Source organism: Zooshikella ganghwensis, assembly GCF_018263875.1.
Taxonomy (GTDB): domain Bacteria; phylum Pseudomonadota; class Gammaproteobacteria; order Pseudomonadales; family Zooshikellaceae; genus Zooshikella; species Zooshikella ganghwensis.
The window spans coordinates 92,511-109,927 of record NZ_JAEVHG010000006.1 but is presented as its reverse complement, the minus strand read 5'-3'; the positions used below and the strand labels follow the sequence as shown (position 1 = coordinate 109,927).

15 protein-coding genes are annotated in these 17,417 nt (G+C 43.9%); 12 read left to right on the top strand and 3 right to left on the bottom strand.

The features are described 5' to 3' along the window. Window positions 1–81 precede the first annotated feature (81 nt). From KHS79_RS10935 to KHS79_RS10910, 6 genes are all read left to right on the top strand, one after another. Entirely contained in the window at window positions 82–273 is a 192-nt protein-coding gene (locus KHS79_RS10935) for a DUF2065 domain-containing protein (RefSeq protein ID WP_027706901.1), read from the top strand. 30 nt (window positions 274–303) lie between these two features. Beyond that, the gene (locus tag KHS79_RS10930; protein WP_212718850.1) at window positions 304–1,479 is read left to right on the top strand and encodes an ATP phosphoribosyltransferase regulatory subunit; all 1,176 of its coding nucleotides are present in this window, start codon (window positions 304–306) and stop codon (window positions 1,477–1,479) included. 55 nt (window positions 1,480–1,534) lie between these two features. After that, complete coding sequence (locus KHS79_RS10925) at window positions 1,535–2,827, top strand: adenylosuccinate synthase (protein WP_027706903.1); 1,293 nt, start codon at window positions 1,535–1,537, stop codon at window positions 2,825–2,827. Window positions 2,828–3,175: 348 nt separating this feature from the next. Further along, on the top strand, window positions 3,176–5,689 hold the full coding sequence (gene rnr / locus KHS79_RS10920) for a ribonuclease R (RefSeq protein ID WP_212718849.1): 2,514 nt from the start codon (window positions 3,176–3,178) through the stop codon (window positions 5,687–5,689). 10 nt (window positions 5,690–5,699) lie between these two features. Next, window positions 5,700–6,446 carry a 23S rRNA (guanosine(2251)-2'-O)-methyltransferase RlmB gene (gene rlmB / locus KHS79_RS10915; protein WP_212718848.1) on the top strand — a complete coding sequence of 249 codons (747 nt, stop codon included), beginning with the start codon at window positions 5,700–5,702 and terminating at the stop codon, window positions 6,444–6,446. Between the two features lies 1 nt (window position 6,447). Then, window positions 6,448–7,410 carry a D-2-hydroxyacid dehydrogenase gene (locus KHS79_RS10910; protein ID WP_212718847.1) on the top strand — a complete coding sequence of 321 codons (963 nt, stop codon included), beginning with the start codon at window positions 6,448–6,450 and terminating at the stop codon, window positions 7,408–7,410. Window positions 7,411–7,436: 26 nt separating this feature from the next. Here KHS79_RS10910 and KHS79_RS10905 read toward each other — a convergent pair whose 3' ends face one another. Next, entirely contained in the window at window positions 7,437–7,850 is a 414-nt protein-coding gene (locus KHS79_RS10905) for a hypothetical protein (protein ID WP_212718846.1), read from the bottom strand. Between the two features lie 478 nt (window positions 7,851–8,328). On the opposite strand from KHS79_RS10905, the gene rpsF reads away from it, so the two are divergent. The 6 genes from rpsF to KHS79_RS10875 all read left to right on the top strand — a co-directional run bounded on the left by rpsF (window position 8,329) and on the right by KHS79_RS10875 (window position 12,933). After that, on the top strand, window positions 8,329–8,739 hold the full coding sequence (gene rpsF / locus KHS79_RS10900) for a 30S ribosomal protein S6 (protein ID WP_027706908.1): 411 nt from the start codon (window positions 8,329–8,331) through the stop codon (window positions 8,737–8,739). Between the two features lie 26 nt (window positions 8,740–8,765). Continuing rightward, window positions 8,766–8,990: a 30S ribosomal protein S18 gene (gene rpsR / locus KHS79_RS10895; protein ID WP_027706909.1), complete on the top strand. Its 225-nt coding sequence runs from the start codon at window positions 8,766–8,768 to the stop codon at window positions 8,988–8,990. Between the two features lie 30 nt (window positions 8,991–9,020). Next, window positions 9,021–9,896, top strand: a complete 876-nt coding sequence (locus KHS79_RS10890) for a DUF2232 domain-containing protein (RefSeq protein WP_212718845.1) — start codon at window positions 9,021–9,023, stop codon at window positions 9,894–9,896. A 49-nt stretch (window positions 9,897–9,945) separates the two neighbouring features. After that, window positions 9,946–10,392: a 50S ribosomal protein L9 gene (gene rplI / locus KHS79_RS10885; RefSeq protein WP_027706911.1), complete on the top strand. Its 447-nt coding sequence runs from the start codon at window positions 9,946–9,948 to the stop codon at window positions 10,390–10,392. Window positions 10,393–10,556: 164 nt separating this feature from the next. Next, on the top strand, window positions 10,557–11,954 hold the full coding sequence (gene dnaB, locus KHS79_RS10880) for a replicative DNA helicase (RefSeq protein ID WP_038289842.1): 1,398 nt from the start codon (window positions 10,557–10,559) through the stop codon (window positions 11,952–11,954). A gap of 175 nt (window positions 11,955–12,129) precedes the next feature. Beyond that, a complete protein-coding gene (locus KHS79_RS10875; RefSeq protein WP_212718844.1) occupies window positions 12,130–12,933 on the top strand; it encodes a hypothetical protein in 804 nt (267 codons plus the stop codon). Between the two features lie 25 nt (window positions 12,934–12,958). Here the strand turns inward: KHS79_RS10875 and KHS79_RS10870 are convergent, their stop codons facing one another. Then, entirely contained in the window at window positions 12,959–15,778 is a 2,820-nt protein-coding gene (locus KHS79_RS10870; protein WP_212718843.1) for a hybrid sensor histidine kinase/response regulator, read from the bottom strand. Between the two features lie 314 nt (window positions 15,779–16,092). After that, window positions 16,093–17,400, bottom strand: a complete 1,308-nt coding sequence (purD, locus tag KHS79_RS10865; protein ID WP_212718842.1) for a phosphoribosylamine--glycine ligase — start codon at window positions 17,398–17,400, stop codon at window positions 16,093–16,095. Between the last annotated feature and the right edge of the window lie 17 nt (window positions 17,401–17,417).

Sequence of the window (17,417 nt, the reverse complement as noted above, 5' to 3'; positions counted from 1 at the left end):
TCAAACCGGGTTCACTACCCGGTTTTTTGTTGCCTGACACTTGGAGACTTTTGTTTATCAGCTGGCTTGGATGCATCATCGATGGATTTTTGGCGTGAGTTACTTGTAGCATTTTGTTTAATGCTAGTCATTGAGGGCATTATTCCCTTTTTATATCCTCATCGGTGGCGTGAATTGGTGGCTATGTTAGCCCAGATTGATGATAAGACATTGCGTATTATTGGCTTGGTAAGCATGTTAACGGGCACAGCGTTGCTTTATTTAATCAATTAGATTTAATCAATGAGCTGAGCGGGTAAGACCATGACTGTTGCTGATCGTTGGTTACTGCCGGATGGTATTGATGAGGTGCTACCTCCTGATGCTATGCGGGTTGAAGAACTCCGTCGTCTTCTGTTGGACTTATACCATAGTTGGGGATATGACCTGGTTATTCCCCCTCATATTGAATACTTAGATTCGTTACTGACAGAAAGTAATCGTGATCTTGAGTTACAAATGTTTAAAGTAACAGATCAGCTAACAGGTCGAATGATGGCTCTACGCGCTGATACGACTCCTTCTGTAGCGCGAATTGATGCCCATAAACTGGGTAAAGAGGGACCAGTACGGCTTTGTTATTGTGGTAGCGTTTTTCATACCCGGCCCTGTTCACTGGCGGCTTCGCGAAGTCCTATTCAAGTAGGTGCCGAGTTGTATGGTCATGCTGGTATAGCCAGTGACCTTGAAGTAATTAATTTAATGCTTGCAACATTAGCGCTGGTTGGCTTAGACGACGTTTGTGTTGGAATAGGACATGCTGGCATTTGGAAAGGTGTTTTAGCTAATTCTGATTTGAGTAAAGCTGACCAAGAAGAATTACACCTTTTAATGCAACGTAAAGCACTTCCGGAATTACACGATTTTATTCAGCAGAAAGTTTCAGATTTAACGCTAGCATCTATGCTACAAATGTTGCCAACACTCTGCGGTGGTATTGAGGTGCTCCAGCAAGCTAAAGCAAGCCTCGCACCTGCTGGAGAGCAGGTATTAAATGCACTGACCCAGCTTGAAGAAATTGCTTCAGGCATTCAGCAGGTTAACCCCAAAGTGACATTATACTTTGACCTGAGTGAACAGCGAGGCTTTGATTACCATACAGGGGTTCTCTTTGCAGCCTATACTGCTGGGCAGGGGCAAGCAGTTGCTCAAGGTGGTCGTTATGATGGTGTGGGTGCTTGCTATGGGCGCTCCCGGCCTGCAACTGGTTTTAGTACAGATTTAAAAGTTTTATTAAGCCTGTTGACTGCAAATGTCACTCAAGGTGAGAAAAGTATATGGGCTCCGGTCGGTGTTGATCGCGTTGTGGTCGATGAACTTCGTCAGCGAGGAGAGCGTGTGATTTGTGCGCTTCCTGGTGCGCAGACAAGTCCGGCATCACTAGGCTGTGATCGGCAGCTGGTCCATACTGATGGTCAGTGGCAGGTGTTACCGCTGTAAGGCAGTACAGCAGCACAAAGTTTTGTTTATTAAGAGAAACTTTAGAGAAATAGTTATGGGTAAAAATGTTGTTGTATTGGGCACCCAATGGGGTGATGAAGGTAAAGGTAAAATTGTAGACCTTTTAACTGAAGAGGTATCTGCAGTTGCCCGCTATCAAGGTGGTCATAATGCCGGTCATACACTGGTTATTGATGGACAGAAAACTGTATTGCACCTAATCCCTTCAGGTATTTTGCGTGATGGGGTGATGTGCTATATCGGTAATGGTGTGGTGTTATCACCAGAAGCATTACTGAAAGAGTTGAAGGAGCTTGAAGATAAGGGAGTACCTGCCCGTGATCGGCTCCGGCTAAGCCCTTCTTGCCCACTGATTCTACCATTTCATACCGCACTGGATCATGCTCGTGAGCAGGCCCGAGGCAGCAACAAAATTGGCACAACTGGACGTGGCATTGGTCCTGCTTATGAAGATAAGGTCTCTCGTCGGGGATTGCGTCTAGGGGACCTGCTAAACCATAACCGCTTTGCGGATAAACTGCAGGAAGTAATGGAGTACCATAACTTTGTTCTGCAACACTATTACAAAGCTGACACTCTAGACTTTCGTGAAGTGTTAGATGATACCCTGGCGATGGGTGATGCCATGCTGCCAATGATTGAAGATGTGACAGCAACCCTGCATCAGTTTCGCCAGCAAGGTAAGAATATTTTGTTTGAAGGGGCACAGGGTGCTCTGCTCGATATTGATCATGGTACCTATCCGTTCGTAACGTCTTCAAATACTACGGCAGGTGGTGTTGCTACAGGCAGTGGCTTTGGTCCGCTGTATCTGGATTATGTCTTAGGCATAACTAAAGCCTATACTACCCGAGTTGGCTCTGGACCGTTTCCAACAGAGCTAAGTTGTGAAGTTGGTCGTCACCTAGCGACTAAAGGTAATGAGTTTGGTGCAACTACAGGGCGTCCTCGTCGTTGTGGTTGGTTTGATGCAGTGGCACTTCGGTATGCAGTTGATGTTAATAGTATTTCTGGGCTGTGTCTGACTAAGCTTGATGTGCTTGACGGTCTGGAAACGATTAAGATTTGTACCAGTTATAGAAGTGAACAGCAGCAGATAAATGGCTGTCCATTTGATGCAGATGTTTACGCATCTGTTGAGCCAGTCTATGAAGAAATGCCAGGCTGGCAAGAGTCAACAGTAGGTGCTAAGCGATTAGAGGATTTACCTCAGAATGCACGCAATTACATTAAGCGCTTAGAGGAAGTGGTAGGGGCTCCCATTGATATTATTTCAACAGGGCCAGATCGTAATGAAACGATCATTGTGCGTAGTCCTTTTGCCTAAAGCTCAGAATCACTTTATTTTCTGAATTAGGCTGTTAACTTTACGTTACACCATCCTTCCAAATAGCTCAGAGCTTGTCTCTGAAGCATCCTGAACCAAAGGTATTGTTAAATACCTTTGGTTTGGTTACCTACAAATCATTGACTCTGCTTGTTATACGACACACACTTCACTGTACGGTGACGAGATATGTTAACCATTAGCGGTGTAATGCATGACAACATGAATAAATAAATGGTGGTATTTTTTCAGAAATACATCATTAGTAACCTTTACTTTGCATACATTAGCTAATAAATAAGTAGAAATTCATTGAAAAGAAAAGCAAATTTGAAAAGAAATTCAAAAATGTCTGATTGGTGGAAAACAGCTGACCCTCAGGCAGCCGAAGAGGCAAAAAAATACGATAATCCTATTCCTAGTCGACAGCTAATCATGCAGCTGTTAGAAGAGCGTGGCACACCAGCCACATTATCAGCGTTATGTCGTGTACTTGAAATTGATAATGATGACGGTCGTGAAGCACTGCGTCGCCGTTTGCGCGCTATGGAGCGTGATGGGCAATTATTGTCTACGCGTAAAGGTGCTTATGGCTTACTGTCCAAAATGGACCTAGTCAAAGGTCGGGTAATTGGCCATCGTGATGGTTATGGTTTTGTCGCACCTGATGATGGGTCTGATGATCTTTATGTGTCTGGTACCGAAATGAGACAGCTCATGGATGGTGACATAGTGGTCGTCAGAGAAGCGGGTGTTGATCGTCGTGGTCGTCGTGAAGCTGCACTTGTAGAAATTCTGGAAAGAAAAAATCAGCAGTTGGTGGGGCGTTTTTACCAGAAGGGCAATACCCAATTTGTCACTCCAGAAAATAAGCGTATTGATAAAGATATTCAGGTTGAACCTGGCCCCATTCAGCCAACACAAGGCCAGTATGTCATAGTCGAAATTACTCAGCAGCCCACACGCCGCTTGCTACCACAGGGCATTATTAAAGAAGTGCTTGGTGATCATATGGCACCAGGTATGGAGGTTGATGTGGCTACTCGGGTTCATGAGTTACCTCATGAATGGCCTGAGGCTGTTACTGATGATGTTGCAGGTTACACCACGGAGGTTGAAGAGGCTGATAAAGCTAATCGTGTAGATTTACGCTCCCTGCCGTTTGTAACAATTGATGGTGAAGATGCCAAAGACTTTGATGATGCGGTTTTCTGCACCCCTAAAAAAGGTGGTGGATGGCGCTTATATGTTGCTATTGCAGATGTTTCGCATTATGTAAAAAAAGACTCTGCACTGGATAAAGAAGCTCTCAACCGAGGTAACTCAGTTTACTTTCCGGGCTATGTTATTCCAATGTTGCCGGAAATATTGTCTAACGGACTGTGTTCATTAAACCCTCATGTTGATCGTCTAGCGATGGTGTGTGAGATGACCATCAGTGCTAAAGGACGCTTGAGTGGTTATACGTTTTATGAAGGGATGATTCACTCTCATGCCCGATTAACGTATACCCAGGTTGGTAAGTTGCTAGATCGTTCTGCAGAACAAAGTGCTTCTGTTGACAAAACTTTGAATGAAGTCGCCCCTCACCTGCATAACTTATATGCAATGTACTTGGCGCTGAGAGAAGCAAGGGAGACGCGTGGCGCTATAGACTTTGAAACAACTGAAACACAAATTATTTTTGGTGAGGGCAGAAAAATTGAGCGGATTGTCCCTGTCGTCCGCAATGATGCACATAAAGTGATTGAAGAGTGTATGTTATGTGCCAATGTGGCAACGGCACGTTTTTTAGAAAAGCATACACTGCCTGCTCTGTATCGGATTCATGAAGGGCCAAAGACTGATAAGCTACTGAATTTGAGGCAGTTTCTAGGTGAGCTTGGGCTAGCGTTGCCAATGGCTGACAAGTTGAAGCCAGCCAGTTTCCAAAAAGTAATGGAGCTCATTGAAGGAAGACCTGATGCTCACTTGATTCAAACCATGCTTCTGCGCTCAATGAGCCAAGCGGTGTACTCACCTAGCAATGTGGGTCACTTTGGTCTGGCTTATCCGGCTTATACTCACTTTACTTCGCCAATTCGCCGCTATCCTGACCTGTTGGTGCATCGTGCGATACGCGCTGTGATTCAGAGTAGTTATGCATCAGCGAGCGTGAAGCGTGTTAATCTGGATAACCCTGTCCCAATTTCTGTCTCATATCCTTATGAGGTTGGAGATATGCAGGTTTTGGGTGAGCACTGCTCAATGACAGAGCGAAGAGCTGATGAAGCAACACGCGATGCTACCGATTGGCTGAAATGTGAATATATGCAGGCTCACCTTGGGCAAACTTTTACAGGGGTTGTTAGCGCAGTGACTGCCTTTGGTTTGTTTGTGGAGCTGGATGATATTTATATTGAGGGTTTGGTTCATATCACTGCGCTTCCTGAAGATTACTATCATTTTGATGTTGTGCATCAAGTGCTGGTGGGTGAGCGATCAGGAAGACGTTTTAGGCTGGGAGACACGCTAGAAGTACAAGTCGTTAAGGTCAACTTAGATGATAAGAAAATTGACTTTGAATTAACGTCTAATCCCCTAAATAGTAAAAAAGGGCGGCGAACCAGCAGTAAACCAAGTGCTAAAAAACGGGGTGATAGCAAGCGCACTGATAGAAAAAAACATGGAAATAAGCAGAGTGATGCATTAGCAAAACACTTTGAGGGTAGTGATAGCGCTTCGAAGAAACAGAAAAATAAACCAAAGCATAAAAAGAAAGATAAGAATAAAGGTAAGCGTAAAACTAAGGCTAATTCATCCAGCGTAGAAACTGAAACTTCAAGAACTCCGCGTAAGCGTCGTGTAAAAAAAGCAAAGTGACACATTTTAAATGAGTAATACTGACGTAGTTTATGGCATTCATGCGGTACTCGCACAGCTAAATCAAAGGCCGGATGATGTGATTGAGATTCTGCTTCAACAGGGGCGGGAAGGCGATCAAATCAATAAAATCAGGGCTTTTGCAGATAAACAACACATTACGTGCTCTGTAGTCTCAAGAAAAGTATTAGATCAATATGCAAAAACGCATCAAGGGGTTGTTGTTAAAGTAAGGGCCTCACGAGGTAAGACTGAAGAAGAGTTAGTGCACTTGTTGGACAACCTTGATGAGCCTCCTTTTATTTTGGTGCTGGATAGCGTGACCGATCCCCATAATCTGGGAGCCTGCTTGCGTTCTGCTGATGCGGCAGGTGTTCATGCGGTGATTGCTCCAAAAGATAAAGCCGTGGGTCTTACCCCTGTGGTTAGAAAGGTTGCCTGTGGTGCTGCAGAAAGTGTTGCGTTTTTTTCAGTAACAAATTTAGCGCGTACATTGCGGATGTTGCAGGATCGAGGTATTTGGATTACGGGTATGGCAGGAGAAGCGAGCCAAGATCTATATACTACAGATTTGGCTGGTCCTACAGCATTGGTGTTAGGTGCAGAAGGTAAAGGGTTGCGCAGGCTAACACGTGAGCTATGTGACCAGCTCACCAAAATACCGATGGCTGGCTTGGTGACCAGTTTGAATGTATCTGTGGCTGCTGGTATTTGTCTGTTTGAAGCTGTTCGTCAAAGGAAATTAAAAGGCAACTAACGTGGTGGATAGTAAAGGCGTTATTTTGGATGCAGATAGCCTCGGCTGTGATATTGATCTGTCGTCTTTTCAGCAAATTATGCCTTTTCAAGTATTTGGTACGACAAGTAGTAATCAAGTTGCAACACGAATTGAGTCGTGCAATGTGGTATTCACCAATAAAGTTGTTATTACTGAAGCCCATATGCAACAAAATCCGCAGCTACGCTATATCGGGATATTGGCAACAGGTACTAACAATGTTGATTTAATTGCGGCAGCAAAATATGGCATTACGATTACTCATATAACACGCTATGGCACGCACAGTGTGGCACAGCATACCTGGGGTTTGATTCTCTCTCTGGTAACACAGCAGTATCGTTATCAACAGGCTGTTCAGCAAGGACGCTGGTCTGCCAGTCCATTCTTTTGCTTGCTGGATTACCCAATTACTGAGCTAGCAGGGAAAAAGTTGGTTATTGTCGGTTATGGTGAGTTAGGTAAGCAGGTGGCTAAAATTGCTGAGGCTTTTGGTATGGAGGTTTTACTTGCCAAAGTACCAGGCTCGCCACAATACAATAATAAAAATCGATTACCGCTAGCGGAAGCATTTGCGCTCGCAGATATTGTGTCACTACACTGTCCTTTGGTAACGCAAACAAGGCATTTAATTAATGATGAATCCTTGAGCTGGTTACAACCTCATACCTTTTTAATTAACACTGCTCGCGGTGATTTAATTGACGAAGCTGCTTTATTGCAAGCATTAATCAATAATCGATTGGCAGGGGCTGGACTAGATGTGCTTGCAGTTGAGCCGCCTCCAGTAGATCATCCATTAATTGCTGCAGAGTTACCTAACCTTTTAATAACGCCCCATTGCGCCTGGGGGAGCCAACAAGCCCGGCAACGATTAGTGACTCAAGCTAGAAGCCATTTGCTTAATTTTCTTGCTAATAAACCAACGGGTCTTGTGTGCTGAGCAATAGTGCTGAATAAGCTCGGTGGCTAGTAGCTGGGCGGTAACTCTGGAGGTGTTATCAGCTTTTCCCCCTTTCCCTCATATTCGTTTTGTATGCAAAGTAATGGAATACTGATGTAGTCTATATAGTTTGTATAACGCTCGGCATTGTTTTTACGCTCTTCAATTAAAATCGCATTGCGCTCTCTTTTGGCAAATAATCTGCATCCTGGGCCATCAGGTTTGGGTGGTTTTTTGCTATTTATTTTTTGTGAAAAAGCTTTCAGGGGAAGTTGATCGTCTGGTGTTTTTTCTTGAGTAAGTGCTTGTAGCTCAAAGTCATCTAACTCAAGCATATCATTGGCAGCAGCTGTAAGGTTAAAAAGGCAACAAAGGAGAGCAGCGAGATGTGCTGCAGCTTTGCTGTAACTGTGACGACTAGTTATTAGGTTTTTCATCATAGAGGATAAAAGGTGCTTTCAGCCGTAGATAATAGTTGCAGTATGTAAACGTTATACCCTTGGTTAAAGAGTTAGTTCAATAATATGTTGTTAATTGGTTCGGTTAAATATCGTGTTACACTTAATGTTAAGCATGATAATTAAGTGTTAACAACATGTGCCTTCAAATGGTATTTTCCTTTCAGTGCATCTCCTTTATTACCCACTTCTAGAGTTTCGCTGGGCGAATCGTATTGGCCTCTGGGATTATAGTATTGGAATCTGTGAGGCGGTCATTTTGAGTCAGCTGTATTTGAGCCGCATGTAGTATGCCTAAGTGTTTGACAGTCAGGATAACTGTCAGTGATCAGCAGTTGTTGCAAGTTGTCATAGACTTAACTAGAATGCCCGGTTCCTTGTAAAGGTCATTTTTCTTGACTCCTTGCTTTACCAGCACCTTTTAAGGTGGTGGAAGGCTACTAAACCGAAAGGAGAGTTTATGCGTCATTACGAAATCGTATTTCTCGTTCACCCTGACCAAAGTGAACAGGTTGGTGCGATGATTGAGCGTTACACCAGCTTGGTTACTGAAGGCAATGGTACAGTCCATCGCTTAGAAGACTGGGGTCGTCGTCAACTGGCATACCCTATCCAGAAAGTTCATAAAGCACACTATGTGTTAATGAACGTTGAGTGCAGTAATGAGATCTTAGATGAGCTGACTAACTCATTCCGTTTCAATGATGCTGTGATTCGTAACATGGTGGTTCGTCTTAACGAAGCTGTTACAGAGCCTTCAATCATGAAAGCAGAAGAAGGTCGTAACGAGCGTCGTGAAGACTCAGCGAAAAAAGATGCTTCTGATGTTGACAGTATCGAAGCCGCTGACGAAAGCACAGTTGAAGAATAATCACTATTCATTGAAGGAGAAAGTCAATGGCACGTTTTTTTCGTCGTAGAAAATTCTGCCGCTTTACTGCTGAAGGCGTAAAAGAGATTGATTACAAAGATATCAATACGCTGAAGGCTTATGTTTCTGAAACCGGCAAAATCGTTCCTAGCCGTATTACCGGAACAAAAGCTAAATATCAACGTCAGTTAGCAACAGCTGTTAAGCGTGCTCGTTACATTGCTCTGTTGCCATACACTGATCGTCACTAATGTGATAGAGCGCTTGATAAAGGGAACATAATGCGTGCTTTAGCTGAATTCATTATGCGAGGGCCCAAGCAGGCAGCACTTTTTGCTACATTGACTGCTATCGCTCCGCTAACGTCCTGGCTAAGCGCGGCAGCTTTGAGCTTGGTGGTATTACGCCAAGGACTTACCAAAGCAACTTGGGTGATTATCTGGCCCCTGTTACTGGCTCTGTACTTTGCTACTCAGGGATACCATTTTTTATTGGGCCTTCTAGTAGGAACACTTGTGTTAGCGTTGGTGCTTAGAAACTCTGTTTCATGGGTTAAAACGCTTTCAGTTAGTGTGTTAGTTGGAGCAGCAGTTGTTCTATGCTCATTATGGCTTCTATCTGAGCAGCTAAATGTAGTAGAGCAGCAGTTCAAGGCTTTGGTTACCTCTTCTCCTGTAATTGAGCAGGCAGTGAAAGAGCAGTTTGGTTCACTAGAGAAATTTGAGCGTGCACTTCCTCACCTAATTGTTGGTGCATGGGCATTTATTGTTACTTTTCTCTGTGTGACAGCATTAATTTTAGCAAGGTGGTGGCAGTCAGTACTTTATGTCCCAGGAGGCTTTAGCAAAGAGTTTCACTCTTTAAAACTTCCTGCTTGGCTAAGTGGTTGCCTGCTGGTTCTTTCTTATGTTGGACCAGAAATAAATACGGACTTGCTGAGATTTATGCTCATAACCTCATTTCCATTGTTTATTGCAGGAGTTGCGTTGGTGCATGGAATTGTTGCAAAAAAGCAAATGAGTAAGCAGTGGCTTATCTTATTCTATTTAATACAGCTATTATTTATGCACTTTATGTACCCTTTATTAGTCATCATGGCCTTTTTGGATAGCCTGCTGAACTTTCGAGGTAGGCTTCAACAAAAGCCCCCTGTTTAGTGATATCCAAAATGTGTTAATGGGCAAGACAGTTAAAGGTAATTAAGCGATGGATGTTATTCTTTTAGAAAAAATTGCTAACCTAGGTAATCTGGGTGACAAGGTAGCAGTAAAGTCGGGTTATGGACGTAACTTCCTGATCCCATTTAATAAAGCTGTTCCTGCTACAAAAGATAATTTGGCTGAGTTTGAAGCGCGCCGCGCTGAGCTGGAAAAAGCAGCTCAAGACAAACTGAAAGTAGCTGAAGAGCGTGCAGCTGCGATTGCTGATATCGAGCTTACATTGACTGCTAAAGCAGGTGATGAAGGTAAGTTGTTTGGCTCTATCGGTACACGTGACTTGGCTGATGCACTGAGTGCGGCTGGGGTTGATATTGCTAAGAGCGAAATTCGCTTGCCATCAGGCCCAATTCGTCAGGTAGGTGATTACGACATCAGCCTTCAGCTACACACTGATGTAGTGACCACATTGAAGGTCTACGTCGAAGCTGAATAAGCCTGTTGTGACTGGTTTGAACAAGCCCGCGACCATTTTTATGCTCGCGGGCTTGTTTTATCTACCTGTTTTTTAGGTAGACTATACCTTAGTTAAAGTGGGTATACCCTTCGCAAGGTGTATAGTTTCTTTGTCAATTATTCTGGTAATACAACGAGAGCCCTATGCAGAGTGAAGCGCCGATAGTAATGTCAGAGCAGGATATTATGGACTCGGTAAAAGCGCCGCCTCATTCATTGGAGGCCGAGCAGTCTGTATTAGGTGCATTATTACTGGATAATGCGACCTGGGATACAGTCGCTGACAAAGTCGTAGCCGATGACTTTTATAACCCTGCACACCGTCTGATTTATACCGCTATTGAGCAGCTTGCCTCAGCGACAAAACCTTTTGATCCTTTGACTATCGCTGAAAAACTAGATACTTGGGCAGAATTGGAAGATGCTGGAGGCATAGCTTATTTAGCTGAACTTGCCAAAAACACGCCCAGTGTCGCCAATGTTCGTGAGTATGCTGAAATCGTTTATGAAAGGTCTATTTTACGAAAGCTAATTTCTGTCAGTAACCGAATTGTAGACAGTGCATTTAACCCTGAAGGTCGCAGTTGCTCAGAGATTCTGGATGCAGCTGAGCGTGAAGTTTTTCAGATAGCGGAATCCCGGCCCAAGACAGGTGGTCCTGTAGGGATGAAGGAGCTGTTAAACAAAGCGATTGACCGTATTGATGAGTTATTTAATGCGGGCGATACCATTACAGGGACAACGACCGGCTTTAAGGATTTGGATGAGATGACCTCTGGTCTACAGCCATCCGATATGGTTATTGTGGCAGGTCGTCCATCGATGGGAAAAACGACTTTTGCTATGAACCTGGTTGAAAATGCCATGTTGAATACAGATAAGGCTATTCTGGTATTCAGTTTGGAAATGCCTGGGGAGCAAATCATGATGCGGATGTTGTCTTCGTTGGGGCGTATTGATCAGTCTAAAGTGAGAACAGGGAAGCTGGATGAAGACGACTGGCCCAAGTTAACGGCAGCTGTGAATATGATCAGTGATAAAAAGCTGTTTGTTGATGATACTGCAGGACTTAGCCCTACGGAGATGCGCTCACGAACTCGACGAATTGCCAGGGAGCATGGTGAGCTTGGCTTGATCATGATTGACTATTTGCAGTTGATGCAAATTCCTGGTGGTGGTGAAAGCCGGACCAATGAAATCTCTGAAATTTCACGATCGCTAAAAGCCTTAGCTAAAGAGTTTAATGTGCCTGTTGTGGCGTTATCACAGCTAAACCGAAGCCTTGAACAACGGCCTAATAAACGCCCTGTGAACTCTGACTTACGGGAATCAGGAGCGATAGAGCAGGATGCGGACGTTATTATGTTTATTTATCGCGATGAAGTTTACAACCCAGATACTGAGTTTAAAGGGGTTGCAGAGGTCATTATTGGTAAGCAACGTAATGGACCAATAGGCTCGATTAAGCTGGCCTTTCTGGGTAAATATACTCGTTTTGAAAACCTGGCCCCTGAAGCATACCAGGGCTATACAATGGAATAGAGTCGTAAAGAGTGGTGCTGTATTAAGTTCCTTTTTGTTTTATACGATGTTGTCAGAACCCCGATTTAATTTATAAAAAAAAGGTCTAATATTAGTCCGCTTTAACACTAAAGTTGTTCAACTCTTCAACTATATTTGTAGTATCAGTAGCCGGTGCATGAAGGTGTGATGTCTTATGGACGTCGTAGCCGTGACTCCAAACAACGTCATCAATGCCACTTTGCAGGCAGAAGTAGCAGTGCAGAGGTCGCCTGCGGTTCGGGTGCAAAGCCCGTCTTCAGAGGATATTGATGTCAATATCAGTCAACAAGCAAGAGATGTGGCAGCAGGGCGTTTTTCAGCGGCCGATCCTGCAGCGTCAGTTAACACTTCCTTCACCCCTTCATCATTGCAAACTGAATCTCGGGTTGCAGTCAGACCAGCAGTACAAACTGATAATGCTCGTAATGATGTAGCACCTAGTGACAATTTGGCTCGTGAAATAAACCCTACTTCTGTGGGGCTAGAAACTACCGATGTTTCTGCGGACCTGACTGGAACCCGGATACCTTTAGTTCGTAATGTCAACCAGTTAAATGAAAATCAACAGGTTGACCTGGCTACTGAGTTAGATAACCAGCCTGTCGTTGTGAGTGCGCCCGCAACTGATGAACCAGCTGCAGCGATTAGAGATAGTGAGGCCTCTCAGCCTCAAGCTGATGCGTTGAACAACAATATTCAGCAACAACCCACCACCAGAAATGAGGTTAATACCAATCCACCTGTAGAAAGTACTTCTGAAGTAGAGGCAGGTCCTGTACAGACCAATGTTTTGCCAAATAATCAGAATAGTCAGCCAGAACAAGTTGTTACTGTAAATACAACTGAGCTTGAGAGTGATGAACCTGCCAATGTTAATGCTGAAGGTGCTATACAAACCTATCGTCAAGTGGCACTTACTCAGGATGAGCGGGTTTCTATTGAGTCTTTTTCGGTATAGCGTTTAATGTTAACCGTCAATCAGGCTAGTGTTCAGCTGCTGTATGAAGCCATGTTTGGATAATATCTTTCAAATCTTGCAGCTCAATGGGCTTCATTAGCTGACCATTCATACCTGCCTGCTGTAAGCTTTGTTTTTGGTCTGAAAGGTTGTGTGCAGTGACGGCAATAACAGGGACTATGCTGCGATCGTGCTTCTGCTCCCATTCCCGTATACGCTCTGTTGCTTCAAAGCCATCCATAATTGGCATTTCACAATCCATCAGAATTAATTGATAGTCATGTCCCTTTGCTGCTTCAACAGCATCACTGCCGTTATAAACAATATCTGGTTCAAACCCTAGTTTAGCCAGCATTCCTCGAATTACTTTGGCGCTTGTAGGATTGTCTTCTGCAACCAAAATGCTGCCTTTTGCAACTGTAGGTTGCAGAGAAGCCATCGATTGCAAAGTAACAGGAGAAGGCTCGGCCTGCTTACTTTGAAAACGAGTAAGCTCCTCTTTCAGGGTGGTTTTTAAGGTGTAATGTGCAACGGGTTTAGTCAAAATACGTTTAATGCCGGCATTACGTGCATCGACACTATTTGGCGCAAAGCTCACGCCAGTAAGCATAATAATTAAAACATCATCACTGATGGCGCTATCTTCTTTAATCTTTGCAGATAGCTGCATGCCATTCATCACAGGCATGTTTTGGTCCAAAATAACAAGATCAAAATGCTGGTTTAGGTGAGCCTTAGTCCTGAGCGTTGCAAGTGCCTCTTTTCCATTCTGGGCACCTGTTACATCCATACCTAGTGCCAGGCATTGTTGAGTCAGCACTTTACGGCAGGTTTCATTGTCATCAACGACGAGTACGCGAATGCCATGAAAATCAAAGCTTTCTTCTTCATCTTGAGGAATAGTCTCAGGTTGCTTGAGCGGTAAAGTAAACCAGAAGATACTCCCTTCTCCTATTTCACTCTCAATGCCAAACTGGCCACCCATCAATGTGAGTAAATGCCTGGAAAGCACTAACCCTAAGTCAATTGATGAGTTACGTTGAGCATTAAGCACAATATTCTGAATATCTGCATTTAAAAGTAGCTGGCATTCTTCTTCTTCTATCCCAGCACTTGAGTCTTTGACAATAAAGCGCAACTGACGGTAGCCACTTTCTGATTTTTCAATGGTTGCGCTAAGTAGTACCTCTCCAGTATCTGTTCGTTTAAAGGCATAGCTTAACAATGACAGAAGAATCTGTTGGAGCCGTGCTGGGTCCCCTGTAACTATGCGGGGAACTTCCGGATGGAGATAGCTGATTAATTCTATTTGCCTTTGCTCAGCTGCTAGCTTGTACATCTCAAGACAAGTTTCAACGAGCACATTGATATCAAATTGAACCTCTTCCAGCTCTAACTGGTTTGATTCTAGCTTGCTGATATCTTGAATTTGATTCAGTAAATTGACTAAGTCATTGCCAGCGTGATGAATGGTCTGAATATAGTCACGTTGTTTGGGGGTAAGAGATGTGTCGAGCAATAGCTCACTCATACCTAAAATACCATTCATAGGGCTGCGCAGTTGGTGGCTAAGGTGTGCTAAAAACTCGCGTTTCTGCAGAGGCTGCTCTTGAGAGGGCGCAACTTTTTGCTGGCTTAACAACAAAGCTCGTTGATGGTGAAACTGTTGAGCAACAGCATAAGAAATGCCGATCAAACTTAAACTGGCAATAGTTAGGAGTAACCAGTTAGCCTGGTAAGGCTGTAAGTGGATAAAGTCGAGTGCAATTAACAGGCTAAGAATAAGTGCAATAATGAGGGGGCAGAGACCAATCAGAAGGGTTTGCGCATAGCGTGTGCCTCGTCGAAAGAAAATAAGCGTACAGCTAAATACAGCAGTGCCAATGGTTACTAAAATAACGTGGGTCGCGAGAGGTGGAAACTGGTGGCCGACAACAATAGCAAGAATGGCTGCTGTTGAGGCTAAAAGTGCACTGATAGCAAAAAAACGATGCAAGAGGTGGGAGTAATTTTCTACGGCAAAGTAGCGCTTAACGAGTAAGCACATCATGGCGGTGCCCGTGAGTAAAATAAACTGGCCAAGTTGGCCTTCGATCTCAACCAGTCCAGGTAAAAGCTTAATTAATTGACCTTGCCATATAAGCTGATAAGCCAGAGAGCAAAAAAGCAGAATGACTAAATAAAGATAGTTACGTTCGCGCCAGTGGAAAAAGGCTACGAGGTTATAGAGAGCGATACCTAAAAACAGCCCAAATAAGGCACCATTTATCCATTGTGTAAGGGTAACAGACTCAATAACTTGATCAGCAGAAACCAGATACAACGAGAAGTTCATGGCTTGCTTGGAACTGAGCTTTAGAAAAAACTGCTGTGGAGCGTTTTCATTCAACTGTACAGGGAATAAAAAGCTATCATGAGCCACTGGGCGACTATTAACAGGACGCTCTGAGCCAGTGTAAACAGATGAAATTTGCCCTTTGTATACTGTAAAAAAATCAATCTGACTGATGTTGCCAAAGAGTTGAAGATAGACTTGTTGTCTAGTTTTTGTTACTTGGTCAATTTGAATTTTTAACCAGTAAGAGGAAGGGGACTCACCCAGTTGAAATGCATCGCTGCGAATGGGGGAAAAACGCAGTTCGTAGCTATCAGAGAGCACTTCGTTAATTGTTAGCGTACGGGTTTTGTCTTCAAAGACTTCAGCATGCTTGGCTAAATTAATGCGAAAACTGTCTGTAGAAAGGTTTACTGATGCGTGTGCACTGGTACTAATCAACCAGAAAACAAGTGTAATGAGGCAGAGAACATGCCATTGAATTGGTGCACTGACTACTGACCTTTGCACAGGAGATATCCCTTCAACGTGAAGACATCATTATAACCAATTGTTATGCACTGTTAATAATGGGGACTTTGATCAGCGCACCTTTCTTGCTGATAGATTGTATGTATCCTAGCGTAACTTGACTACCTAAGCTGTAGTGTAATGTCTGCATTTGTTAACAGTGAATTGCTTTATTCTTATTGTGTTAAGTCAAACTATTATATTCGTCAGTACCAGCACTCTGCGTTAAAAGTAAGCAGGGTGCTGGTTTATGTTAAGCAGGTAATTATAGTACTTTTTTTAAAACACTACTTTCTTGGACAGCGTGCTGATAATTACTTGTGTTCAGCGGCTTTTTCTCTTGATATCGCCCGGTGCCCTATATCGGTTCGATAATAAACATCAGGCCAGTGAATATGGCTGGTCGCAGAATAAGCTTTTGACTGAGCAACCGTAACTGTTTCACCTAAGGCTGTAACGCATAGTACACGTCCACCATTGGTTAGGACAGATTGATTTTCAGCTCTGGTACCCGCATGAAACACTTTAATATCAGAGTCTGCCTGCAGTGCTGGTGTGTCTAAGCCAGAAATATGATCACCTTTGCGGTACTCCAGTGGGTAGCCACCAGCGCTAAGCACAATACCAACAGCTGCTCGTGGGTCCCACTCAATACTGCAACTATTAAGTTTTCCTTCAAGTGCTTCTAAGCATAATTGTGCTAGATCTGACTGTAAGCGCATCATAATAGGCTGAGTCTCTGGGTCTCCAAAGCGACAGTTAAACTCAAGTACCTTGGGAGTGCCATCAGGAGTTATCATCACACCGGCATACAAGAAACCTGTATACGGTATCCCTTCTGCTTTCATACCTGCTACGGTGGGTAGCATGACTTCATCCATAATACGCTGGTATATAGAAGGCGTGACCACGGGGGCTGGTGAGTAGGCTCCCATGCCACCAGTATTAGGGCCTTTATCGCCATTGTCACGGGCTTTATGATCCTGAGAAGTCGCCATAGGCAAAATATGCTCTCCATCGACCATGACAATGAAGCTAGCCTCTTCTCCTGTTAAAAACTCTTCAATCACAACGCGATGGCCTGCATCACCAAATACATTTCCTGCCAGCATATCTTCAACGGCAGCAATCGCTTCAGCTTCCGTTTCGGCTAACACAACACCCTTACCAGCTGCAAGCCCATCTGCTTTTACCACAATGGGAGCACCGTGCTGTTTTATGTAGCTGATAGCTGGAGGAATGTCTGAAAAACTCTGGTAATGGGCCGTGGGAATTTTATGGCGAGCTAAAAAGTCTTTCGCAAATGTTTTTGAGCCTTCGAGCTGAGCTGCCGCTTGGACAGGGCCAAAACACTTTAAACTTGCAGCCTGGAAGGCATCAACAATACCTGCCACTAAAGGTGCTTCAGGCCCTATTATGGTGAGGTCAATGGCCTCAGTTTCGGCAAATGATACTAGCCCATTAATATCAAGTGGATCCAGGGGAATATTTTTGGTTTTGGACTCTAGGTGAGTCCCAGCATTACCAGGTGCTACAAAGATCTGGCTGACTTCACTGGACTGTGCCACTTTCCAGGCTAAGGCGTGTTCACGACCACCGTTTCCAACAATCAAAACTTTCATTAAACCGGCCCTTTTAA

What these genes read in the sequence shown, in the direction of transcription:
- KHS79_RS10935 (WP_027706901.1), top strand. Translation starts at nt 82, where the DNA reads ATGGATTTTTGGCGTGAGTTACTTGTAGCATTTTGTTTAATGCTAGTC.
- KHS79_RS10930 (WP_212718850.1), top strand. Translation starts at nt 304, where the DNA reads ATGACTGTTGCTGATCGTTGGTTACTGCCGGATGGTATTGATGAGGTG.
- KHS79_RS10925 (WP_027706903.1), top strand. Translation starts at nt 1,535, where the DNA reads ATGGGTAAAAATGTTGTTGTATTGGGCACCCAATGGGGTGATGAAGGT.
- rnr (WP_212718849.1), top strand. Translation starts at nt 3,176, where the DNA reads ATGTCTGATTGGTGGAAAACAGCTGACCCTCAGGCAGCCGAAGAGGCA.
- rlmB (WP_212718848.1), top strand. Translation starts at nt 5,700, where the DNA reads ATGAGTAATACTGACGTAGTTTATGGCATTCATGCGGTACTCGCACAG.
- KHS79_RS10905 (WP_212718846.1), bottom strand. Translation starts at nt 7,850, where the DNA reads ATGATGAAAAACCTAATAACTAGTCGTCACAGTTACAGCAAAGCTGCA.
- rpsF (WP_027706908.1), top strand. Translation starts at nt 8,329, where the DNA reads ATGCGTCATTACGAAATCGTATTTCTCGTTCACCCTGACCAAAGTGAA.
- rpsR (WP_027706909.1), top strand. Translation starts at nt 8,766, where the DNA reads ATGGCACGTTTTTTTCGTCGTAGAAAATTCTGCCGCTTTACTGCTGAA.
- KHS79_RS10890 (WP_212718845.1), top strand. Translation starts at nt 9,021, where the DNA reads ATGCGTGCTTTAGCTGAATTCATTATGCGAGGGCCCAAGCAGGCAGCA.
- rplI (WP_027706911.1), top strand. Translation starts at nt 9,946, where the DNA reads ATGGATGTTATTCTTTTAGAAAAAATTGCTAACCTAGGTAATCTGGGT.
- dnaB (WP_038289842.1), top strand. Translation starts at nt 10,557, where the DNA reads ATGCAGAGTGAAGCGCCGATAGTAATGTCAGAGCAGGATATTATGGAC.
- KHS79_RS10875 (WP_212718844.1), top strand. Translation starts at nt 12,130, where the DNA reads ATGGACGTCGTAGCCGTGACTCCAAACAACGTCATCAATGCCACTTTG.
- purD (WP_212718842.1), bottom strand. Translation starts at nt 17,400, where the DNA reads ATGAAAGTTTTGATTGTTGGAAACGGTGGTCGTGAACACGCCTTAGCC.